Here is a 22,659-nt window from a genome sequence, read left to right as displayed (position 1 = left end):
AGACATATGTCACGTCTTGCCCGCTCTTGGCAGGTACCTGAATCGCACTTCAAAGGTGATCGGGGCTTGTCCCCGAGGTGACCGGCAGGTGGGGGTTTGGCTCAGGGTTAACGTGAGGAAGCCATGGCGCCATGGAGCACAAAGTTCTATAAGTTGCAGCGGCACCCCGCCCAAAAAAATGCACCGCTGCCAAGGCGGTCACAACCCAGGAGACTTTCCATGTACTTTTTGCGTGCCCGCCCGGTCGCGGCCATGGTGGCAATTTTGTGGATGCCAGTGGCCTTGGCCGATGGCGTGTCGGTGCGTTACGACAGCGCCCACAGCCCCTTCCCGACCAACCGCCTCACGGTGTTGGACCATTCGAACGCCACTTTCCGTCGGGTCAATCTGCCCAGGCCCGATTGTGCGATCAAGGTGAGTGACTGTGCCGACATTGACGTGATCAATACGCTTGATGGCTTCTCCACGCAGCCTCGCATCACCATCCCCTTCACGGGCGATATCGACGTGAATTCAGTGAGCAGCGACACCGTGTATCTGTACAACCTGGGCGACACACTGACGCTGCGCGGGTTCGGGCAGAAGGTCGGCATCAACCAGGTGCTGTGGGACCCCGCGAGCCAGACACTGGTGTTCGAACCCGATGAGTTGCTGGCCGAGCGTTCACGCTATGTGCTGGTCGTGACCAACGGGGTGCGCGATGCGAACGGGAAAAAGCTCAAGATAAACGACGCCCCGCAAGGCGGACCGGGCCAGGGCAACGACAAAGACAAGGGAAAGATGGGTGCCCCGATTCAGCAGGGCGACCTGGAATACCAGCGCGAACTGCGGGATGCCACCAACGCCGTGCGCAGCCGCAGCAAGGGGCTCAACGTCGTCGCTGCCTCGCTGTTCACCACACAGACCAGCACGGGTGAACTGATCAACGTCATGCGCCAGATCAAGTCGAAGAAACCCGCGCCGGCCAGCTTCGATCTCGGTACTTCGGCCGCTGGCAAGGTGCGCAGCGTGTTCCCGCTTGCAGACATCCAGGCGATCCAGTTCAACCGCCAGACCGGTGCGCAGGCCTTCACCCCTTCGTTCCTTCCCACGCCTGCGCTGGATGTGGTGAAGGGCGCGGTGGGAAGCGTGGCCTATGGCAAGTTCAGTTCACCCAACTACCAGACAGCGGCACGCTTCATTCCACCCACTTCATCGCTCACGGGCAAACCCATACCGCAGGGCAGCAACGAGTTGGTGTTCCAGTTGTTCCTTCCCAACGGCACGGCCCCCAAGGGCGGCTGGCCGGTGGCGATCTTCGGGCATGGCTTCACCGACAGCATGTACGGCGCACCGTGGACAGTGGCGTCTGTGTTTGCATCCCGTGGTCTGGCCACGTTGGCGATCAATGTGGTGGGGCATGCAGGGGGTTCGCAGGGCACGCTCAACGTGATTCGAAACACAGCACCGCCGGTGACACTGCCTGCGGGTGGCCGTGGTTTCGACCAGAACGGCGATGGCAGCATCGAGGCAACCGAGGGCGTGAACGCCGCGGCACCGTTCGACATCATCGGCAGCCGTGACGGCCTGCGCCAGACCGTGATCGACCTCATGCAACTGGTGCGACAGATCGAAGTGGGCATGGACGTGAATGGTGACGGCATGGCCGATCTGGATCCCAGGCGCATCTACTACACAGGCCAGTCGTTCGGCGGCATTTACGGCACCATGTTGCTGGGGGTGGAGCCCAACATCCAGGCCGGTGTGCCCAATGTGCCTGGCGGTTCGATCACCGAGGTGGCGCGCCTGGGCGGCTTCCGGCTGCTGACCGCTGGTGCCCTGGCTTCTCGCCAGCCCCAGCTGCTCAACCTGCCGCCGCCGCCCGGTGTGCCGTTCCCGCAGAACCTGGTGTTCAACGAAAACATGCCGCTGCGTGACCTGCCGCCCGTGATCAACGACGTGCCAGGCGCTCTGGCAATCGCCGAAGTGCTGGATCGCACCGAGTGGGTCCAGCAGTCAGGCAACCCGGTGTCATACGCACCACTGATTCGCAAGCAACCTGTTTTTGGCCAGCGCGCCAAGCCGGTCATTGTGCAGTTTGCGAAAGGAGACTCGACGGTACCGAACCCCACCAGCACCGCCATCGTGCGCGCAGGCGGACTGCAGGACCGCACCACCTACTTTCGCAACGATCTGGCGTATGCGGCCAACAATGCCGTGAGCAAGAATCCGCACACCTTCCTGACCAATATCGGTGCGCCTGCGGCGCAGGCATACGCCATTGGCGCACAGATCCAGATCGCCGAATTTTTCGCCAGCAACGGTGCAGTGGTGATCGACCCGGATGGACCAGGGCCGTTCTTTGAAGTGCCGATCGCTCCGCCCCTGCCTGAGGGCTTGAACTTCATTCCCTGAAGGCCAGCCGCGGACCCGCCTCGGTGTTTTGGTGTCTTGCGTTGTCAACGCAGCAGGCGGGACAGCGGCGTGACACAGTCGGCGCTGGGCATGCGGGACAGCACGCGCCGCTGAAGCGCATTGGCGCGCTGCGCGTCTGCAGGTACGCCCTCGCCATGGCGCAGCAGGGCGGCCATGCGGCAGTCCCCCCACAGCTGGCCAGCGCTGGCGGCCTGCTGATACAAAGCGGCCGCGCGGGCCGGGTCTGCCGGCACGCCCAAGCCCAGGTAGTGCATGTCGCCCAGATTCACCATCGCGTCGGTGTTGCGCAGACCCACGGCCTGTTCAAAAAAAGTCACTGCCCTGGTGTGGTCTTGCGGTACGCCCTGGGCATTGCGGTACATGAGCCCCAGGTTGTTGGCGCTGAGTGACTGTCCGGCAGCCGCAGCCTGCTGGTAGAGCGCAGCCGCCCTGGTCAGGTCGGGCGCAGTGCCAAGGCCATGCTCCCACATGTAGGCCAGGTCGTGTGTGGCATCGACATGGCCCTGTTCGGCGGCGAGGGTCAGCCAGCGCAGTGCGCGTTCGTACTCGGGCGGGATGTAGGTGCCGTGAAGGTGGGCTGAACCCAGCTGGGCCTGCGATGTGGCGCTGCCCGCCTCGGCTGCTCGTTCAAGCCAGTGCAGGCCGGCAATCACGTCAGGCGATCCCGCGTAGCCGTTGAGCAGGAAGGCGGCCGTGTTGTGCATGCAGGGCACCTGGCCCAGCGCCGCACCCCGCAGGTAGGCAGCGAGGGCGCGCTGACGGTGAACAGGGTCGCTGCGGTCTGCCCAGAGCAGGTCACCCAAAGCGCAGTTGGCAGCGGCATAGCCCCCCGCGGAAGCCTGTTCCTGCCAACGCCTGGCGGCGGCGAGGTCGCGCCGAACGGTGCCGCCCCGGGTCATGAGCACGCCAAGGTTGTACTGGGTTTCCGGATGTCCCGCTTCAGCGAGCGGCAACCAGACCTGCAGGGCCAGGGCATCTTCCCGGGCCTCGAACAGCGCAACGCCCCGGTCCCGCTGCGCCTTGCCCTCAGGGGTGAGTTCTCCCGCGATGGCCAGCACGGACGCTGAAGGTGCTTGCGTCTCCACCGCCGCAGGGGTGGGTACCGCTGCGGGCTCGGACGCGCGAGGCGTGGGGGTGGTCTGGCAGCCGCCGAGCAGCGCGACGCCCATCACCCACCACAGTATTGTGCGACGGGGTACCTCAGCTGTTCGCCAGCTTGGCAACATCCCGTTCAGGATAGCGGGTGGGTGCATGGCGGACGGCATCGTCTCAAGCGGCAAGGCAGACGTCAAGCGCTGTCTTTGCCGGCTGTGGGCGCAGCACGATCTGGCTCTGCGGGCTTGTCGCGTGACTGTGCTTTTTCCAGGATTGCCTTCTTGCGGGCCAAAGAAGGATCTTCGGCAGGCCTGTGTCCTGGCCCAAGCAGCACGGCGAACCAGCGGGTGCGTGCGTCACTTTCCAGCGCAATCTTGACCGCCATGGTCAGCGGGCCGGAAAGCAACATGCCCACCGGTCCCAACACCCAGCCCCAGAACACCAGTGAGAGAAAGACCACCAGTGTGGACAAACCCAGGCCCTTGCCCATCATCCGCGGCTCGACCACATTGCCAAACACCATGTTGGCTGCCACGAAGCCGGCCAGCACCAGCGCCACGCCGGTCGGGTCCAGTGCCACCATGGCCAGCAGAACGGCCGGAACGGCCGCAATGATGCTGCCAATGTTGGGCACGTAATTCAGCAGAAAAGCCAGTACACCCCAGAGCAGCGGAAAGTCGAGACCCACCAGCCACAGCCAGATGGCGATGGTGCTGCCTGTGAGAAGGCTCACCATGGTCTTGATGCGCAGGTACTCTTGCAGCCGTTCTGAAAACTCGCGAAACGAACTCTGGACATCACTCCGGTCGCCAAGGGCCATGCGCACCTTGTTGGGGAAACCCGAGGCCTCCAGCAGGATGAAGACCACGGTCAGCAGGATGAGGAAAAAATTGGCAAGCGCGGTACCGATGCCACCCCCGATCTGTCGCACGAAACCCAGTGCGGCTGCCGGGTCCAGCAACTCCTGTACCGCAGACCGTCCGGCATTGAACCCCTTGCCTTGCAGCCAGTCGGCAACAGATGACACCATTGCCTGAATGCGATCCTGGTACCCGGGCAGGGCAGCAGAAAAATCGTCGTAGGAGGCGCCAAGGATGGCCGCCAGAGGCAGCCAGGTCAACACCAGCAAGAGCGACATCAACACCATGGCCGCTGGCAGCGGCACACGGCGGCGTGTCAGCCAGTTCAGGGGGGGCATGAGGATGGTGGCCAGCGTGACAGCCAGCAGAAACGGGACCACCATGGGGGCAGCCACTTTCAGGCCACCGATCAAGATGACCAAGGCAGCAGCGCCCACCAACATGCTCAAGGGGCTCTGGGTGGGACGAGGGTAGTCAGACATGGGTGGACCGTTGGTGGCTTCAGTGGAAGGCTGGGCCGTATGCCCAAATAAGCCGCAAAGGCCTGATGTTAGATCGAACTGACTTGGCGCTCTGCGCCAGGAACGGTGGTTGTTCTTCTGAGGGCAAGCAAAAAAGCCCTCCACCCGTGAGGGCGGAGGGCATCAAGACCTTGGAGAGCGGAAACGGGAGAATCAGAAGTCGTGGCGCACGCCCATGGCGTAGAGGCGGCGGTCGGTGGTGACGGTGCCGGCACCGTTCTTCACTTCCCCGTCGGTGTAGGCGCCATACAACTTGGTTCGCTTGGACAGCGAGTAGGTGGCTCCCAGCGAGTAGGCGGTACCTTTCTCAATGGTGGCGCCGTTCAGTTCGGATTTGCCGTTGGCGTAGCCCAGCGACACATCGAACGCGCCAAGGGGCATGGTCACGCCAATGCCGTACTCGTTGTCTTCCAGGCCGTTCCCTTGCTCGGCCACCTGGTACTGGCCGGACACCCGCACGACCTTGAAGTCGTATGCGGCGGCGAGCAGGCGGTAGTCGCGGTCATCTGCCAGCACGGTGTTTTTCTGGTTCTGTACCGCCAGACCCACATCCAGCGCACCGGCGCGGTAGCGCAGATTCACGGCGGAGAGGTCGTGTGAGACCCCGGCGGTCTCGTCCAGTGCGTAGCTCAGGCCAGCCGAGAAGCCACCGAAGCTGGGCGTGTCGTACCGCACCTGGTTGCTGGGGCGACCAATGAAGTTGGCCACACCTGCGTAGGCAAAGTTCGTTGGCGTGAACGCCGAATCGAACACGTTGTTGCTGTTGCCCATGTCGTAAATGTCTTTGTAGGCATTGTCCATCAAGCCGGCACGCACCGAACCGAAACCGCCAGACAGACCGACCCACGAAGCCCGATTGAACTTCAGGCTGCCAGCGGTCCCGTCGTCGACGGAGAGCGCCGCTTCAAGCTGGAAATTGGCCTTCAGGCCGCCACCCAGATCTTCCGTGCCACGGAAGCCCAGGCGGCTGGTGGTCAGGTTGCCGCTGTACAGCTTGGTGGTGCTGACGTCGTTCACGCGTTCCGAACCCACCGAGGCGTCCATGCGTCCATAGAGGGTCACGCTGGATTGTGCTGCGGCGGTCCCGGCAGCGGTCAAAGTGGCCAGGGCGGCCAGAGCGAGGATGCTCTTCTTCATGCTAGGTACTCCAAAGAATTGAATACGGGCTCTAGGCCCCTTCCCCTTGCACCGTGCGAGAGGACCGCATGAAGTTAAGAAGCGAAAGTGTCAGACGGCTCTCGGAAAAATTACATTCCTGACATGTTCCGATGGCCCAAGGGAACTCTGGGTGCGGCGACGTTGTAACCGGCCGTTGCGACTCACACCTGATAGAGGACAACACGATGAAAGACCCACGCCGCTTGCACGACACATTGCCAGGTTCATGCGCATCGCACACCCCCGTGGCGCGGGTGGCTATCGTGCTCGGAGGGGGTGGCTACAGATCGTAAGTTTCCGAATGCTCGGGCAGCACGGTCAGATCCAGTGGCCGGACAGCGCCCATCCAGATCGCACGATCGCGGTGGTCCACCAGGTCGTTGCCCGTGATGGGATGAATGAACACCACCAGTCCCTTTCGGTTGAGTGCCAGCCAGGGAACCACCTCTGCGAACAGGGCCGCCTTGAACGCCAGCTGACAACTCCATTCGGGATGCGGACCCACCGGCTTTTCGTGCACCCGGCCCATCTTCAGCGGAAACAGCGCCGCAGCCGCTTCGCACAACGTACGCGCCTGCGAGAGGGTGCCTGCGTCGAAGTACACATGGGCGTGGTAACCGCGGATGGCGGTGGTGGGGTTGGTGTCGGTGGTCATGTTCGTCATCATGGCAGCTTCTTCGTTCATGGCCCACTGCCTGCGCTCCACCTCGCATACATTGCCTGCATGCACCTGATTTCTCATTCGTCACAACCTGTCGACACAGATCATGCTGTTGCCCGTTTGCGCACCACACGACTGGCCGCCAGCAGCAAGCCCTATGTGGCCCGTGGCTCCGGGACCGGGCGCTGCAGCAACTGCCGCCTGATTGCCAGCCACTGCATTTGTGGCCTTCACCCCGGTGTGGCACGAACGCACGCGGGCGTGTGCCTGATCATGGGCGACATCGAAGCCCTCAAGCCGACCAACACCGGCTGGCTGGTGGCCGACCTGGTGGCAGACACTTTTGCTTTTGGCTGGTCGCGCACGGAAGTGGACCCTGCGTTGCTCGCGCTGCTCGCCGATCCCCAGTGGCAGCCTTGCGTGGTGTTTCCGGGCGAGTTCGTGGCCGCCGGACGCGCCGTGCACGAGCGGCTGCCATTGCCTGGAGAGACCGATGGAGAGACCGATGGGGAGACCGGCAAGTCGCACGCCAGGAGACCCTTGTTCGTGTTGCTGGACGGCACCTGGTCAGAGGCGCGAAAAATGTTCCGCAAAAGTCCCTACCTCGACCCGTTGCCCGTGCTCAGCCTGAATCCCGCACACAATTCGACCTACCGTCTGCGGCGTTCTGCCCACGATCACCACTTCTGCACCTCAGAGGTGGCTGCGTTGTGTCTGCAACTGGCGGGCGAAGAGCACACCGCCCAGTTGCTGGCAGCGTGGCTGGATGTGTTTGCCGCCCACTACCTCAGCGTCAGGTGCCACCTTCCGCTGGAAAGAGAAAGCCCGGCGCACCTTCGCTTGCGGGCACTGGCGGCAGACCCTGCCGTGGGCTGAGCGCCTCCCACCCGAACCTCAAGCTTCGTCGTCCACCACCTCGGCTTCCACCTCGATCACACCTTCGAAGAGGTCCATGGCGGTGGCGGCCACCTGGGCGGTGTCGTGGTAGACATACGCCCCCACGCCCACCGCGCCGACGATGGGTAGCCAGCGAGCGGCCCCTCTGCCCAGGGTCCTTTGCGCCAGTTTGCCACCAATACGGCGTGAGAGCGTGCGGATCAGCAGCGGTGAGGCACGCCGCACCACCGTGCGCTGTCCCACGCGCACCACCAGATCACGTACACCCAGGGCGGCTGTGTGCTGGAACAGGCAGTACACCACCTGCTCGGGCGTGAGCGTTTCCTGTTTGCCATACATTGCCGCGATATCGGCCACCATCTGCCGCTGCATTCTCCAGACACCCATCATCTCGGGCAGGATGGTCAACCAGCCCAGCACGCCCGGCGGCAGTGCCAGCGCCCCGGCCGCCAGAGCTGCCTTTGCTGCAGTGGTGCTGGCCTTCTTTCGTGCGTCGTCGAGGGGCGTCTGACTGGGTCGCACTTTCGATCTGGGCACCTTTCCCATCACCGACAACACCGCCTTGGCAAGGAGTCCGGGTTCTGAATCAGCGGCTGTGTCGCGTGGCTTGGCCTTTTTGCGTCTGGCGGGCATGGAAACTCCTGTTGAGCATCAACCTACCCATAATGCCTGCAAAACTTCGCCCCTCCATGAACATGCCATGAACCCCACGTCCACCTATCCCATCGGCACCCCAGGGCAGGCATGGGGCGCTGCCGAATTCGCCGAGTGGCGCGCCCGGCAGCTGAAACAACGCAGCTACGCGGACGATGTGCTCAGTCCCATCAATGCCTTGCGTCCGCGTTTCGATGTGTCGACCTATGGCGAAGTGCGCTACGGCGACGAACGCTACGCCTTGCAGGCCATTCGTTCACGCCACTGGCAAACCGGCAGACCGTGCGTGCTGGTCACGGGTGGCGTGCATGGGTACGAGACCAGTGGCGTGCACGGCGCACTGCATCTCCTTGCCCAGCATGCCGAGCGCCTGGGGGCGGTCGTCAATCTGCTGGTGGTGCCTTGTGTGAGTCCCTGGGCGTATGAGCGCATTCATCGATGGAACTTCGATGCCATCGACCCCAACCGGTCGTTCCGCGATCCCAGCCCTGCGCAGGAATCTGCGGCGCTGATGCAGTTGTGCGCGCCGATGTCGGGGCGCGTCACCGCACACATCGACCTGCACGAAACCACCGACACCGACGAGTCCGAGTACCGCCCGGCGCTGGCCGCACGCGATGGCACGCCGTTCGAATCCGGCACCATCCCTGATGGCTTTTATCTGGTGGACGACACAGAGAACCCGCAACCCGCGTTTCAGCAGGCCATCATTGCAGCGGTTCAAAAGGTCACCCACATTGCGCCTGCCGACGCCGAGGGCCGGATCATTGGTTCCCCCATGGTGGCACCCGGCGTGATCCGCTACCCGCTCAAGTCACTCGGCCTGTGCGCCAGCGTGACCGGCGCGCGTTACACCACCACCACAGAGGTCTACCCCGACAGTGCTGGCGCCACACCGCAGCAATGCATCGATGCGCAGGTGGTGGCCGTGTGTTCGGCTGTGGCTTTTGTGGTTGCCCAGCGCTGAGGGTGCTTGCGGCCAGCCGACCTCATCGACAAAACGATGAAGGAGCGCCACGGTGCTACCTCCGGTGTGGGATGCCACCTCTGATGTGTCGACCTAGCATGACCCCGTGCTTGATTGGGGCCACGGTCAATGCACGCGAACAGAGGTTTCCACACACGAAGGAGATTCATCATGCTTTTCCGCTCCCTTTTTGAGCGCAGCCTTCTGGCCGAGCGCTTCCAGATTGAGTCAAGCCTGTTGTTCCTGCCACGCTGCAGGCCGAAAATTCTCATCGTCACCGACGGCCAGCTCTCCTACACCACGGGTGGTTTCGGCCTGTCGCGTTTCATCGAGGCGATCACCTCGCACAGCAGCGTGAGCTTGCGCCCCACGCTGACGCTGGCGCACCGGGGTACCACCACCTCCCCGGTGACCATTGGCGGCACCACCTACACCGTACAGCAGTCATTCAACTTTGCCACGGCCACACCAGCCGTCAACGTCTCGCAGTACGACCAGATCTGGATGTTCGGCTTCAATGGCGGCAGTGGCCTGGGCAACAACGAGATCCAGGCCATTGCCAACTTCATGAACGCCGGCGGCGGTGTGTTCTCCACAGGTGATCACGCCACCCTGGGCGCTGCCATGGGTTCGCGCCTGCCGCGTGTGCGCCACATGCGCGAATGGGCCGCTGTGCCCATGGGAACAGAAACATTGCCCACCGCGCTCAGCCGGATCGATACCGTGGTCAATCCCGGCGCCAACAACCTGTACGAGTTCTCTGATCAGGGAGACGCCATCCCGCAGCGCATCTATCCCAACTACAGCGTGACCGGGCCGGGCGGTGCCGGCGGGTGGACAGCGCGCATACACCCCTTGTTGCTGCTGCCCGGATCGGCAATCTCTCGGGCCAGCGGCAACCCGGCGCTGTTCTCGAACGACATGGACGTGCTGCCCGACCACCCGCACGAAAGCGAGTGCTACGCTGTCACCGCAGCTGCCACGCTCAACGGCAACTACACCGAAGCGGGCATGAACTTCAAGGAGTTCCCGGTGGCAGCGGTGGGAGGTGCACGCTTTGGCAGCGACATCGTGGCCTATGCCGTGTCTGGCGGACGCTCGGTTCTCAATGGCGTCACCTGGAAGCCACCGGTGCGCCCGCGCATGTTCGGTGTCGTTTCGGCTTACGACGGGCACCGCGCCAATCCGCTGGTGGCAGGCGCGGCCCGCCCCGGGCGAATTGCCTGCGACGCCACCTGGCACCACTTCGTCAATGTCAACCTCAATGGCATGGGTGCCATGGTGGCTGGTGTGTTCAACCCGGACGCCAACTTGCTCAAGATCTATCGCTACTACCAGAACATGGTCGACTGGCTGCAGCCATCCAATCGCCGGATCTGCTGGGTATTTGCCACGCTTGCAGCGGTCCGCTTCCATCCAGAACTGCTGGAAGACATCGAAGTGCTCGGCGATCTTTCCAAACCGGAAAGCGCCGAGGTCATTGGCCAGGGCGTGGTGGCATTGGTGGACGCCGAAATGGGCGCCGGAACTGCAGAGCGCATGGTGATCGACGCTCTGCGCTCCGACGAAGGCAGCGCGGCACTGGGAGACAAGCTGTCCATGGACAGCGACACGCTGGATGCAGGGGATCGCATCGGGGTGGTGGCCGTGACGCTGGGGCGCGGCCTGGCTGAGGTGGTCAAGGCGCTGCCGGACATCAACGATGCCAGGTCGATCAAGCTGCTCTCCGGTGAGCGCCACGGTGCCATGGAGGCCGCAGCGCAAAAGGCCATGGTGGGTGCAGTGGCCGAAGGGCTCAAACGCAAGATCGAGCGACTCAACGTGCGCGTGAAGGCCCTGAAGGCTGTCGCGGGCTGAAGCGGAGCTGTCCGCACGAACGGAGGCCGCACCTCAGGTTGAGGCCAGCGGCCCCGGTGTCCATGGCCCGGCGTAAACGAATGAAACCCTTCCCGACCAGTCGGCTGAAAAAGCATCATCGGTGTAGGATCAGAAGCCTCTTTTCCATCTACAAGGTAACGAGGCAATGAACCGCCCCCATTCCTGGCTTCCTCTGATCTTTGTGTCGCTGACCGTGCTGGTGTTTGCGGGATTCTTTGGCTGGCGGTATCACCAGGCAACCCAGGCACCCGTTGTGGCGCAGGTGCCTGCGGATGCTGCTCAGACAGAACCGTCCGAAGCCCAGGCGCCGTCTCCGGGTCCCTCCGATGCAAATGCGCCTGCGACCGCAGAGCACCCGGTGGAAGAGATGGCTGCAGAAACCGAAAGCGAGCCTGTCGCCCTGCCCGGACTCGACGAGTCCGACGATCACGTCAGCGGGCGACTTTCCGGGTTGATGGGCCAGCCGAATGTGCTCACATTTCTGCAGCTTGACGGCTTTATCCGCCGGACGGTGGCAACCGTGGACAATCTGCCGCGCCAGCAGGCGCCGTCGGCGGTCTGGCCTGTCAACCCTTCGCCCCGGCGCTTCATTGCATTGAAGGGAGAGGGTGGCATGGAAATCATCCACCCCGACAACAGCCAGCGCTACGAGCCGATCGTGCGCCTGGTGGAATCTGTGGATACAGCCAGGACCGTGGCGGTTTACCGCGCCCTCTACCCGCTTTTTCAGCAGGCCTACGAAGAGCTGGGCTTTCCGGGTCGCTACTTCAACGACCGCGTGGTGCAAGTACTGGATCACCTGATTGCCACACCGGTGCAGCCCGGCCCGCTGGCCGTCACGCTGGTGGAAGTGAAGGGCGAGGTGCCGTCCACGCGCCCGTGGGTGCGCTACGAATTTGCCGACCCGACGCTGGAGGCCCAGTCAGCGGGGCGCAAGATCTTGCTGCGCACCGGCCCGGACAACCACCGACGTCTTCGGGCCAAGCTGGTCGACCTTCGCGAGCGAATTGCACGCCGGTAGCCTTCCGGCCCTTCTGTTCACGGCCGTGTTGCGCGCTGTGCTCCATTGACATCACCTGCACAGCCCATCCATGAAAACATTTCAGTGTTCCCATTGCCAAAGTCTGGTCTTCTTCAATGATCTGATCTGTCTGAACTGTCAGCATTCACTCGGATTCGATCCTTGCTCGCTGACGCTGCTCGCCATGACACCTGTATCCCAAGGCTCTGCAGAAGACAACACGCAGACGATTGGGTCGTCTGGCCTCTGGCAGGTGGCTGGTGACGCCAGCACCGAACAGGCTTCTCCTGCAGGCGCATTCCGCTTCTGCCGCAACCACACCGACCACCGGGCCTGCAACTTCCTCGTGGCCGAAGACGACCCGGAAGGCTATTGCGTATCGTGTCGCCAGACCCGCGTGATTCCCAACCTCGACATGCCTGGCAATCTGCAACGCTGGGCCACCATCGAGCACGCCAAGCGTCGACTTTTCTACACGCTCGCCAAGCTCGGTCTGGAAGAGGCGGTGTCCGGTGGCGGTGGTCTGCGAACGCCAGCCTACGAATTCCTCGAAGACATACCGGGTGAAATCCCCGTCATGACCGGCCACGATGACGGGCTGATCACCATCAACATCGCAGAGGCCGATGATGCCGAGCGCACCCGCCGCCGCGTCGACCTTCACGAGCCCTACCGAACCCTGCTGGGACACCTGCGCCACGAAGTAGGCCACTACTTCTGGGACCAGTTTTTCCTGAACGATCCACAGGCAATCCATGATTTTCGCGAAATCTTTGGCGACGAGACGCTCGACTATGGCCAGGCGCTTCAGCAGCACTACCAGCAGCCCCGGGGTGACTGGCAAAGCGCTTATGTCAGTAGCTACGCCACCTCACACCCCTGGGAAGACTGGGCAGAGACGTGGGCCCACTACCTGCACCTGATTGACCTGCTGGAAACTGCGGCCAATTACCAGATGGCTTTCACACTGAAGAGCCCGTACGGTCCGATATCCGTGCGGTGTCTCGACCCGTATGCGGCGATGGCGGGCCTGGCCACACCGCAAGATGCAGACGCGCCGCCTTCCGCGGGCCTGATCGAGTTGCTCAACCAGGGCATGGGTGTTTCACTGGTGCTCAACAGCCTCAACCGCAGCCTGGGCCAGGAAGACGCCTATCCCTTCGCATTGACCACGCCGGTGCTGCACAAACTGGGGTTCATTCACGAGATTGTGCAGCGCAAGCGATCAGAGTCATGTGCCATCTGATCCTGAAGCGAGGTGCCTGTCGCCACTGGCAGTTGTCGCTGAATGGGGCAGGTCGCAGGCAGCATGCCGGCATGCATGCAACAAGGCCGCCTCCACAACCCTTTGTGGTGGGGAGACCTGTGGTCTGCGCTACATTGGATCCATGCCATCCCGACCACCGTCCCCGGGCCCGATGCCGGTTCGCAGTTCAACGATCTTGATCACCGGGTTCGACGCCTTCGGGGGCGCCGAACTCAACCCCAGCTGGTTGGCTGTGAAGGCATTGCACAGGCGCCAGATTCTGGGGCACAGGGTGGTGGCCGCCCGCTTGCCCACGGTGTATGGCGAGTCGCTGAAAAGCCTGAATGCGCTGCTGCGCTTGCACCGGCCGGTCCTGGTGGTCTGCGTGGGTCAGGCCGGTGGTCGATCCTCGATCTCGCTTGAGCGTGTGGCCATCAACCTGGACGATGCGCCCATCGCTGACAACGCTGGAGCCCAGCCCGTCGACGTATCCGTGGTGCCCGGTGCACCGGTCGCCTACTTCAGTACCCTGCCCATCAAAGCCATGCTGGTCGCATTGCAACGCGAGGGCTTGCCAGCGGAGGTGTCGCAGACGGCCGGTACCTTCGTCTGCAACCACGTGTTCTATGGCTTGATGCACGCGCTTGCCAACAACCGTCTGCTGCGGCGCACGAAAGGTGGCTTTGTGCACGTGCCCTGGTTGCCCGAACAAGGCGCACCCAGCATGCCCCTGGACGACATGGTGAAGGGGTTGCGAATTGCGCTGCGTTGCGCCGTTGCTGTTCAAGGCCAGACGGGTGACGATGCAAGCCGGGGGGCGGGGGCGGTGCACTGAAGGGGCGAGCTTCTTCGCCCACTGGACTGCCCTCCGTGCCACGCACTGCGGGGCTGAGCGCCTTCGCAGCGGCCGTGCGGCGCTCACTGCAGTACCTTCGCCCCGCGGGCTGCGGTGCGAGCTTGCTTGGGAACGGCCCGGTGCAGCGCTCACTGCCCGCTCGCTGTGCTGACATGTGCGCCATCGGTATTGCGCAGACCCGTCCGGAGAATGCAATCAGCCTCTGACCGGCGACTGCGCCCGCTGTTCGCGGTGTTCGTGCACAGCGACGGCGCGCGTCACCTCCGCGCCGAACAGGAAGATCTGAGCCGAAACATACACCCACACCAGCACGGCCACCAGTGAACTGGCGGCGCCATAGCCGCTGTTGACCGCCGTGGTGCCGATGTACCAGCCAATGGCCCATCGGCTCAACGCAAACAGCGCCGACGTGACGGCCGCGCCGATCCAGACGTGTCGCCACGCCACGCGCACGCTCGGAAGAAAGCGCAGCAGAACGGCAAACAGGGCGGCGGACAAGAGGGTGGAAATCACCAGTGCCAGCACGCGCATCACGGTGGGCCAGCCAATCAGGTGCTCTTGCCAGATCGGTTGCAGTGCCGTGAGCGCCGCATCCACCGCCAGGGACACCAACAGCAAGAAGCCAATGGCCAGGATGGTGCCGAACGCGGTCAAGCGGGCTTGCAGCAAGCTCCACCAAGGCACTTTCACAGGTGCTTCCCGGAACCAGTCCGTGTCGTGCCAGAGGGTGTCGAGTGCGGTCCTGAGCTGTGCAAACACGGTGGTGGCACCAAACAGCAGCAAGCCCACGCCCACCAATGCACCCCACCCCCCTTGTTCGTTCTGCTGCACGTTGGCCAGCAAGCCTTGCACCGCAAGTGCCCCTTGTGTGCCGATGAGGCCTTCGATCTGGATGAACAATTCGCCCCGCGCTGCTTCTGCTCCAAAGACCAGCCCGGCAACCGCAATGGCCACCATCAGCATCGGCGCCAGCGAAAACAACGTGTAGAAGGCCAGCGCAGCCCCTGCCGCTGGCGAGTCGTGACGAAAAAAACTGGTGACCGCATCCATCAGCATGCGCCAGGTGCTTCGAACAGAATTCCTCGCGCGTGATCCCGTGAGTGAGAAACGACCCATCGCCAGATTCAAGGGTGCAAGGTCCTGCTCAGGCGCACATCATGACGGATTGGCGTTGGGCATGTCTTCCACGTCCGGATGCTCGTGCAACAACACATTGAGCTCGTCAAAAGGCAGTGCCCAGTCCCCACCGTCGGCTCGCCAGGCTTCGGTCAGGAACGCCAGCTGGGCGTCGGACCAGATGGGGGCTTCCGTGAGTGTCTGCTCGGCCGGCAATGGGCCATGCTTCGAAACGAACTGGCGGATGTCGGCGTCAGAGGACGGCAAACCCAACTGGTCAAAGAGATCGCTCAAGGTGCGGTGGGTGGTGGTGTCCATGGGGATAATCTCCGGTTTGTGGCGACGTTGGGCCAAATGCACAATGCAAATACAACGTCCATGCTCACCGATGCCCCGCCTGGCTGCCATCGGCCGTGAGGTCGAATCGGTGTCAGACATGTCCTACAGCTTGGCTGTGAGGCCGGCCGGGTTCAACCGCAACCAGGCGATGTTGCCGATGCTAAGCTGGACGTCATGGCTCTGGACCCCGCAGCACTGCGCGCAACCCGTTTGCTCTGCTTCAACAAACCCTATGGCGTATTGAGTCAGTTCACGCCTGAAGGGCGCTGGCGCGGGCTCAAGGATTTCATCGACGTTCCTGGCGTGTACGTGGCCGGCCGGCTGGATGCCGACAGCGAGGGCCTGCTGCTTTTGACCGACGACGGACCGCTTCAAGCGCGCATCAGCCACCCGCGCCACAAGATGGAAAAAACATACTGGGTGCAGGTGGAGGGTATGCCGGGCGATGCCGCGCTGTTGTCGTTGCGCCAGGGCGTTCAACTCAGCGATGGCCTCACCCGACCAGCCCGCGCACGGGTGATGCCTGAGCCAGAGTCACTCTGGGATCGCGACCCGCCTGTGCGCTTTCGCCGGTCCATCCCTACCAGCTGGATCGAACTGGTGATCACGGAAGGTCGCAATCGGCAGGTCCGCCGCATGACCGCTGCGGTGGGCCACCCCACGCTGCGGTTGATACGCGCTGCCATCGGGCCGTACTCACTGGACGGCCTTGCACCCGGGACCTGGCGAGGCTGAGACATCACCGGATCGGTAGCTTCTGGTTGATCTTGATCGTCGTGCTGCTCAGGCCTGCCACACACCGAAGCCGGCCGATCTCAGGTCGATCCCGATCTCGATCTCCTTGTCCACGGCATCCTCGTAGCGCATGGGGTTGAAGCCCTCGTACAGATCCGGCAGGAGGCGCAGACCGTATCTCTGCACATAGACATTGGCCTGAATGCCGGCCTTGTGTTTGTCGAAGCGCACGTCCGGGTCCAGACCGGTCATGCCCACATACACGCACGGCTTTCCCGGCACATAGCCTGGGTTGTTTTTTTTGAACCTGGGCTCGAACAGCACATCCCTGGACAGTTCGATGACGTAGACGTTGTGGTGGCGACGGCGACTCATGCTGGCGAGTGGTGTCTGGCGTGGGCGTTTGGTGCTGGGGGCAGGGGGTCAAGACCTCCGTATTGTCTTTCGCTGGCTCGCCATGGGTGCGTGAATGGCCATCCGTTCAACCACCCGGTCAATGGACACCCGCAGCCTGGCGCTCACATGCCGGTTTGGTGGGTGGGCCAGGTACACGGGCATGGAGTCGCATGGCCAGCCTTCGAACAAGGGCTCCAGTTCGCCGCTGGCCACATGCCCGTCAGCCATGTGGTGCGGTATCGGCAGAATGCCCGTGCACACCAGCGCGGCAGAAAGAAGGGCATTGCCGTCGTCCACCGCCAACACCACCACTGCCGGGCCTGCGTTGTGCCGGTCACCCAGGGATTTCAGCCTCGACCAGAAGCCCCAGCAACTGCAGCGACTGTTGCCAGCCCACGTAGCAGGCCTCTGCGGGAATCAAGGCAGGAAGACCTTCCTGATGCACCGTCATTGCCGTTCCCACGGACACGGATTTGAACGTGACCGTGGTGCGCATTTCGCCCGGCAGGTTGGGGTCGTCGAAGCGGTCGGTGTTCACGATGCGTTCACCGGGGACCAGCTCCAGGTACTCGCCACCGAAAGCGTGTGTGTGGCCGTTGCTCATGTTCGTGAATTGCATGCGGTAGCTGCCGCCCACGTGCGCATTCAGTTCCAGCACCTTGACGACGAAACCATGAGGCGGCAGCCACTTGGCCATGGCGTCCGGCTCCAGAAAGGCGCGGTAGACGCGCTCGGGCGGGGCGCAGAAGACGCGGTGCAGGGAGACGGTGCTGGTGGTGGATGGGGTGGGGGTGCTTGAAGGCATGAGGGCTCCTTTCGGGGGTGCGCTGGGGAGTTTGCAGTGAAGCGGGGTGGTACATGTCGCTCCATGCAGACGACGAACCATTGGCTGTTCTTTCGACATGCTCGCCATCGCCAATCGCCGCCTTTGAAAAAATCCATCAAAAACAGGGTGCGGGTCAGGGTTGCCCGCATTGTTGAGTGCCCGCCGTGCGGCTTAGCATGAAACAAAGGCAGTGTTCCTTCTGCCAGGACACACAAGATGAGCGAAGTTGACCAGCTACCCGCCGTCAAACAGGGCCATTGGTTTTCCGGGGGCGTCACGGCCTGCCTGGTGCGCATCGTGCGACATCACACCCTGTATGGCACGCACGACCCCGACGATCCACCAGAGCTCGCTGAAGACAAGCCCAGCGAGTGTTATTACATTCGATACCATTCGCCCGGGGTGAACGGCTCCTGGCACGACGGTGGCATGGCACTGAGCATTCGGGAAGCCATGTTCATGGCAGAACGCAAGCTGGGGCCAGTGGTTCAGTGGGAGGACTAGATCCGGGCTGGCGGCGCACTGCCAGCGGCCCTCGTGCGTCTGCCTTGCGATGCCACTTCAACTTCCGACACAGCGCAAGAATGATTTCCAGAGCAATCCCATGAAATTCAAAACTGTGGCCCTCGTCGGACTGCTCGCCCTGGCCGCTGCGGGCACCGCCGGCTGGTTCAGCCTGGACAAGGAAACCCGAGGGTTCCTGGCTCAGATTCCCACCAACAGCGACGTGCTTTTCTGGAAGCAACCCCAGCGCGATGCGGCCTTTCGGGCCTTTGACCGACTGACGTTCCTGGCCAAGCACCGCGTCGTTCCAGCTGGCAACGCACCGTCTGCGTTGCCGCCAGGCCCTCCATTGCCATTGCCGCTGGATGTTGACGCCTACATGCAGGGCCAACGCAGTGCGGCGCTGATGGTGGTGCACAACGGCCAGGTGCGGCTGGAACGGTACGGCCTGGACTTTGACGCCGATGGTCGCTGGACCAGCTTTTCGGTGGCCAAGTCCATCACCTCCACCCTGGTGGGGGCGGCCGTGCGCGACGGCTTCATCAAGAGCATGGACGACAAGGTCAGCGATTACATCGCCGAAATGAAAGGCTCGGCATACGACGACGTGAGCATCCGCCAGTTGCTGACCATGACATCGGGCATTCAGTGGAACGAAGACTACGGCGACCGCAATTCCGACGTGGCCCGGTTCAACAACCACGAGCCCGAGCCGGGCGTGGATGCCCTGGTGAGCTACCTGCGGCAGTTGCCCCGCGCCGCGCCCGCCGGTGCCCGCTGGCTGTATAGCACCGGCGAAACCAACCTTGTCGGGATCTTGCTCAGCCGGGCCACCGGCAAACCGCTGGCCAGCTACCTGTCTGAAAAGATCTGGGTGCCCGCCGGCATGGAGCAACAAGCCACCTGGATTCTCAGCAAGACCGGGCAGGAAATCAGCGGCTGCTGCATCCAGGCCGCCACGCGCGACTTTGCCCGCTTCGGGCAGTTCATGCTGGATGGGGCCACGGTGAACGGCCAGAGCATCGTCCCCGACGGCTGGCTGCAGGAGGCCACCACGCCCCGCACCGGCATAGGCCAACCCGGGCGAGGCTACGGCTACCAGTGGTGGACCTACGAGGACGGCAGCTTCGCCGCGCGCGGCATTTTCGGTCAGGGTATCTTCATTGACCCTGTGCGAAGGATCGTGATCGCGTCCAACGCCAACTGGGGCGGCGGCGCCAGCGACCCGCAAGCCACCGCGGCAAGGTATGCGTTTTACGCGGCCGTGCAAAAAGCGGTGGACGATGAAGTTGCGGTTGCCAGTCGCTGAAGGTCGTGGCGCACAGATGCACTGGTCCAGGCACAGGGCCGCCCGTAAAACGGGAACTGCGCAGCATTTGCGGGGCTCATGTGCGGTTTGGTGGAGGGCGTGGCCGCCTATGCTGTGGGAATCCAGAACAGGAGCCTTCCCACATGACCACCACGTTGCACGACATTGAAGAGCGCGCCAACCTCACGGGCAACAACAAGTTTGAACTGATGCTGTTCCGCCTGGGGGAAGCACCAGGTACGGATCGCCGCGAGCTGTTTGGCATCAACGTCTTCAAGGTGCGCGAGATCATGGTCATGCCCATCATCACCGCAATGGCCAACGCACCGTCCCATGTGCTCGGCGTGGCCAACATTCGCGGTCAGATCATCCCTGTGATCGACCTGCCTGCTGTGGTGGGCTGTACCCCCAGGCGCGGCCTCACCATCCTGATGGTGACCGAATTTGCCCGCACCACCCAGGCCTTTGCTGTAGAGGAAGTGGACGAAATCGTGCGGCTGGAGTGGAGCAACGTGCTGGCGGCAGAAAACAATGGTGGCGGTCTGGTGACCAGCATCGCCAAGCTGGACGGTGATGGCGAAAAAGGTCGCCTGGTGCAGGTGCTGGACGTGGAGCAGATTCTGCGCAACGTGTTGCCCACTGCGCAGGAAGAAATCACGCAGCAGTCGGTGGGCGCTGCGGTGACTCTGCCCAAAGGCTCCATCATTCTTGCGGCGGACGACTCGCCCGTGGCGCGCATGATGATCGAGCAGGGGCTGAAAGCAATGGGCACGCCCTACGTGATGACCAAGACCGGCCAGGAGGCTTGGGACCGCCTGCTGGCCATTGAGGTGGAGGCTCATGCCGAAGGCAAGACGGCTCATGAAAAAGTGGCGCTGGTGCTGACCGACCTGGAAATGCCGGTGATGGATGGTTTCACGCTGACCCGAAATATCAAGAACGACCAGCGCTTCAAGTCGATCCCGGTGGTCATCCATTCGTCCCTGACGGGAACGGCCAACGAAGCGCACGTGAGTTCCGTAGGGGCCGATGCGTACGTGGCCAAATTTGTGGCCTCCGAGTTGGCGACCACCATCCGGCAGGTGCTGAAGCACTGAACCGCAGCGTTGCTGCTTCACGGGGCCGCACGCCTCATCAAGGCTCCCGAAACCCGAATGTGAAAGGCCCTGGTCGCCTGCGTTGCCAGCGCTCCTGGCCTATTGCCCAGCCTTTGGTGCATCATGCATGCACCAAGGGAAGCAAACACCCACGACCCAATGGCCATACTGATCCCCGCACTTGGCAGCTGTGTTTCGCGCATGACATCGGGCGAGCGCCGCACCGCCGAACGGCTGGAAGACAAGCTCGATGCCGATTACCTGCTCTGGTACGACGTGGCCGTGGGCCCCAAGCACCAGCATCCGGACTTCGTGGTGATGCACCCGCGCCGGGGCATCCTGATTCTGGAGGTCAAGGACTTCCGGCTTTCCACCCTCATTCAGGTCAACAAGCAGAGCTGGGAGATCCACGGCGACACCGGTCCCAAGACGCTCCCCAACCCATTGGAGCAGGCACGGCAGTACGCGCACCAGGTGGTGAATGCGCTGGAGCGCGACCCGCAACTGGTGCAGCCTGAAGGAAGACACAAGGGCAAGCTGGCGTTTCCCTGGAGTTACGGCGTGGTGCTGCCCAACATCACGCGTGCACAGTTCGACAAAGCCGAACTCGGCCAGGCCATTGAGCCGCACCGTGTGGTCTGCCAGGACGAAATGGGCGAACACGTGGAGCCCGAGGCACTTCAAAGCCGCCTGTGGGACATGTTCCCCTTCATGATGGGCGGCGCCATGTCGCTGCCGCAGATGGACCGGGTGCGCTGGATCATGTTTCCCGAGGTACGCGTGCCAGATCAGGGTGCGCTGTTTGCTGCGGCCGCAGTTGATGAGGCGGAAGCCGACTTGCCCAGCATCATGCGCGTGATGGACATTCAGCAAGAGCAACTGGCACGCAGCCTGGGCGACGGGCATCGCGTGATCCACGGTGTGGCCGGTTCGGGAAAAACCATGCTGCTGGGCTACCGGGCCGAACACCTCGCCAAGGCCTTCAACAACGAAGTCTCTGCGAACAGCAAACCTATTCTCATCCTTTGCTACAACGAGCCGCTGGCCAAGCAGCTCGCCCGTGTGATGGATGTCAAAGGCATTGCCGACCGCGTGCATGCGGTGCACTTCCACAAATGGTGCCGCGACCAGCTGGTTGCCTACGGGCAAGCCCTGCCCGCCAACAACCAGCCCGTGAGCGCGAAGATGGCCGACATGGTCCAGCGCGTCATCACGGGCGTGGACCGCAAGCAAATTCCAAGCGGTCAGTATCAGGCCGTGCTCATCGACGAAGGCCACGACTTCGCGCCCGAATGGCTCAAGCTCGTCACCCAGATGGTGGACCCCACCACCAACAGCCTGCTGCTGCTGTATGACGACGCGCAGAGCATCTACGAGCGCAGCCGCCAGCATGTGGGCAGCAAACCCTTCAGCTTCAAGCGCCTGGGCATTCAGGCGCAGGGGCGCACCACCATTCTCAAAATCAACTACCGCAACACGCGGCAAATACTTCAAACAGCGAGCCTTGTAGCCGCAGATCTGCTGACAGCCACAGACCAGGACGAAGACGGCATCCCCATGCTCAAGCCAGTGAGCTGCGGGCGCGACGGCGAAGCGCCGCTCATCATCCGCCTGCCCAACATGCGCGCCGAAGCCACGCAGGTTGCCGAGCTGCTGAGCGCTTCCCACCGGGAAGGCCACGCCTGGGGTGACATGGCCATCATTTGCCGCCACCACAGCGAAATGGAGCTGTGTTCCGACGTGCTCAACCGCCACGGCCTGCCGCACCGCGTGCGCAAAGGTTCAGGCAGCGGCTTCGACCTGGCCAGCGACACCATCAAGGTGCTGACCATGCACGCGAGCAAAGGGCTGGAGTTCCCGGTGGTGGCGCTGGTAGGCGCTGGCCACATGCCTGCCCCAGGCGAAGACGAGCGCGAAGAAGCCAAGCTGTTTTACGTGGGCGCCACGCGAGCCACGCAGCGGTTGATCATTGGCATGGGTGGGGAAGGGCGGTTTGGGCAGCGGTTGGTAGCTTGAGCTTGGCTGAGTACCCGGTCGACCCAAGACGATTCGCCTTTTACTGGGAAACTGGATGGCTTTTCAGCTTGCTGGCTGAGCTCATGCCGGAC

At 62.9% G+C, this 22,659-nt stretch carries 22 protein-coding genes; 12 read left to right on the top strand and 10 right to left on the bottom strand.

What is annotated here, in order from left to right; translation table 11 throughout:
- Positions 1-219: 219 nt before the first annotated feature.
- The gene (locus Q7V46_RS18215) at positions 220-2,394 is read left to right on the top strand and encodes an Ig-like domain-containing protein (RefSeq protein ID WP_304914984.1); all 2,175 of its coding nucleotides are present in this window, start codon (positions 220-222) and stop codon (positions 2,392-2,394) included.
- Between the two features lie 44 nt (positions 2,395-2,438).
- Here the strand turns inward: Q7V46_RS18215 and Q7V46_RS18210 are convergent, their stop codons facing one another.
- The 4 genes from Q7V46_RS18210 to Q7V46_RS18195 all read right to left on the bottom strand — a co-directional run bounded on the left by Q7V46_RS18210 (position 2,439) and on the right by Q7V46_RS18195 (position 6,734).
- Complete coding sequence (locus Q7V46_RS18210) at positions 2,439-3,584, bottom strand: tetratricopeptide repeat protein (protein WP_304914983.1); 1,146 nt, start codon at positions 3,582-3,584, stop codon at positions 2,439-2,441.
- Positions 3,585-3,703: 119 nt separating this feature from the next.
- Positions 3,704-4,852 carry an AI-2E family transporter gene (locus Q7V46_RS18205; protein WP_304914982.1) on the bottom strand — a complete coding sequence of 383 codons (1,149 nt, stop codon included), beginning with the start codon at positions 4,850-4,852 and terminating at the stop codon, positions 3,704-3,706.
- Between the two features lie 192 nt (positions 4,853-5,044).
- Positions 5,045-6,028 (bottom strand): porin, encoded by a 984-nt coding sequence (locus tag Q7V46_RS18200; protein ID WP_304914981.1) that lies wholly within the window; start codon positions 6,026-6,028, stop codon positions 5,045-5,047.
- Between the two features lie 301 nt (positions 6,029-6,329).
- The gene (locus Q7V46_RS18195; RefSeq protein WP_370690383.1) at positions 6,330-6,734 is read right to left on the bottom strand and encodes a DOPA 4,5-dioxygenase family protein; all 405 of its coding nucleotides are present in this window, start codon (positions 6,732-6,734) and stop codon (positions 6,330-6,332) included.
- Between the two features lie 39 nt (positions 6,735-6,773).
- Here Q7V46_RS18195 and Q7V46_RS18190 point away from each other — a divergent pair, with 39 nt between their 5' ends.
- Positions 6,774-7,586, top strand: a complete 813-nt coding sequence (locus tag Q7V46_RS18190) for a tRNA-uridine aminocarboxypropyltransferase (protein ID WP_304914980.1) — start codon at positions 6,774-6,776, stop codon at positions 7,584-7,586.
- An 18-nt stretch (positions 7,587-7,604) separates the two neighbouring features.
- On the opposite strand, the gene Q7V46_RS18185 is transcribed toward Q7V46_RS18190, so the two are convergent.
- On the bottom strand, positions 7,605-8,240 hold the full coding sequence (locus Q7V46_RS18185; RefSeq protein WP_304914979.1) for a hypothetical protein: 636 nt from the start codon (positions 8,238-8,240) through the stop codon (positions 7,605-7,607).
- 67 nt (positions 8,241-8,307) lie between these two features.
- Between Q7V46_RS18185 and Q7V46_RS18180 the strand changes: the two genes are divergently transcribed.
- The 5 genes from Q7V46_RS18180 to pcp all read left to right on the top strand — a co-directional run bounded on the left by Q7V46_RS18180 (position 8,308) and on the right by pcp (position 14,208).
- The gene (locus Q7V46_RS18180) at positions 8,308-9,228 is read left to right on the top strand and encodes a M14 family metallocarboxypeptidase (protein ID WP_304914978.1); all 921 of its coding nucleotides are present in this window, start codon (positions 8,308-8,310) and stop codon (positions 9,226-9,228) included.
- A 171-nt stretch (positions 9,229-9,399) separates the two neighbouring features.
- Entirely contained in the window at positions 9,400-11,085 is a 1,686-nt protein-coding gene (locus tag Q7V46_RS18175; RefSeq protein WP_304914977.1) for a hypothetical protein, read from the top strand.
- A gap of 166 nt (positions 11,086-11,251) precedes the next feature.
- Positions 11,252-12,127, top strand: coding sequence for a DUF3014 domain-containing protein (locus Q7V46_RS18170; RefSeq protein WP_304914976.1), 876 nt, complete (start codon positions 11,252-11,254; stop codon positions 12,125-12,127).
- A gap of 70 nt (positions 12,128-12,197) precedes the next feature.
- The gene (locus Q7V46_RS18165; protein WP_304914975.1) at positions 12,198-13,373 is read left to right on the top strand and encodes a putative zinc-binding metallopeptidase; all 1,176 of its coding nucleotides are present in this window, start codon (positions 12,198-12,200) and stop codon (positions 13,371-13,373) included.
- 142 nt (positions 13,374-13,515) lie between these two features.
- Positions 13,516-14,208 (top strand): pyroglutamyl-peptidase I, encoded by a 693-nt coding sequence (pcp, locus tag Q7V46_RS18160; protein WP_304914974.1) that lies wholly within the window; start codon positions 13,516-13,518, stop codon positions 14,206-14,208.
- A 216-nt stretch (positions 14,209-14,424) separates the two neighbouring features.
- Here the strand turns inward: pcp and Q7V46_RS18155 are convergent, their stop codons facing one another.
- Both Q7V46_RS18155 and Q7V46_RS18150 read right to left on the bottom strand, forming a co-directional pair.
- Positions 14,425-15,279, bottom strand: a complete 855-nt coding sequence (locus Q7V46_RS18155; RefSeq protein ID WP_304914973.1) for a YihY/virulence factor BrkB family protein — start codon at positions 15,277-15,279, stop codon at positions 14,425-14,427.
- Positions 15,280-15,384: 105 nt separating this feature from the next.
- The gene (locus Q7V46_RS18150) at positions 15,385-15,663 is read right to left on the bottom strand and encodes a DUF2789 family protein (RefSeq protein ID WP_304914972.1); all 279 of its coding nucleotides are present in this window, start codon (positions 15,661-15,663) and stop codon (positions 15,385-15,387) included.
- Between the two features lie 195 nt (positions 15,664-15,858).
- On the opposite strand from Q7V46_RS18150, the gene Q7V46_RS18145 reads away from it, so the two are divergent.
- A complete protein-coding gene (locus Q7V46_RS18145) occupies positions 15,859-16,419 on the top strand; it encodes a pseudouridine synthase (RefSeq protein WP_304914971.1) in 561 nt (186 codons plus the stop codon).
- Positions 16,420-16,467: 48 nt separating this feature from the next.
- Here the strand turns inward: Q7V46_RS18145 and Q7V46_RS18140 are convergent, their stop codons facing one another.
- The 3 genes from Q7V46_RS18140 to Q7V46_RS18130 are packed head-to-tail and all read right to left on the bottom strand — an operon-like array spanning position 16,468 to position 17,620.
- Positions 16,468-16,794 (bottom strand): hypothetical protein, encoded by a 327-nt coding sequence (locus Q7V46_RS18140; protein WP_304914970.1) that lies wholly within the window; start codon positions 16,792-16,794, stop codon positions 16,468-16,470.
- 48 nt (positions 16,795-16,842) lie between these two features.
- The gene (locus Q7V46_RS18135; protein WP_370690385.1) at positions 16,843-17,121 is read right to left on the bottom strand and encodes a LysR substrate-binding domain-containing protein; all 279 of its coding nucleotides are present in this window, start codon (positions 17,119-17,121) and stop codon (positions 16,843-16,845) included.
- Positions 17,122-17,149: 28 nt separating this feature from the next.
- Positions 17,150-17,620, bottom strand: coding sequence for an SRPBCC family protein (locus Q7V46_RS18130; protein ID WP_304914969.1), 471 nt, complete (start codon positions 17,618-17,620; stop codon positions 17,150-17,152).
- A 237-nt stretch (positions 17,621-17,857) separates the two neighbouring features.
- On the opposite strand from Q7V46_RS18130, the gene Q7V46_RS18125 reads away from it, so the two are divergent.
- The 4 genes from Q7V46_RS18125 (at position 17,858) to Q7V46_RS18110 (ending at position 22,567) form a co-directional block, all read left to right on the top strand.
- A complete protein-coding gene (locus Q7V46_RS18125) occupies positions 17,858-18,145 on the top strand; it encodes a hypothetical protein (protein WP_304914968.1) in 288 nt (95 codons plus the stop codon).
- Between the two features lie 100 nt (positions 18,146-18,245).
- The gene (locus Q7V46_RS18120) at positions 18,246-19,454 is read left to right on the top strand and encodes a serine hydrolase (protein WP_304914967.1); all 1,209 of its coding nucleotides are present in this window, start codon (positions 18,246-18,248) and stop codon (positions 19,452-19,454) included.
- A gap of 143 nt (positions 19,455-19,597) precedes the next feature.
- Complete coding sequence (locus Q7V46_RS18115) at positions 19,598-20,551, top strand: chemotaxis protein (protein ID WP_304914966.1); 954 nt, start codon at positions 19,598-19,600, stop codon at positions 20,549-20,551.
- Between the two features lie 159 nt (positions 20,552-20,710).
- Positions 20,711-22,567: a 3'-5' exonuclease gene (locus tag Q7V46_RS18110; RefSeq protein ID WP_304914965.1), complete on the top strand. Its 1,857-nt coding sequence runs from the start codon at positions 20,711-20,713 to the stop codon at positions 22,565-22,567.
- Positions 22,568-22,659: the final 92 nt, after the last annotated feature.

The sequence above is a fragment of the Hydrogenophaga sp. genome (genome assembly GCF_030651625.1).
GTDB lineage: Bacteria > Pseudomonadota > Gammaproteobacteria > Burkholderiales > Burkholderiaceae_C > Hydrogenophaga.
The sequence above is the reverse complement of the archived record's forward strand: the minus strand, read 5'-3'. Positions and strand labels throughout refer to the sequence as shown.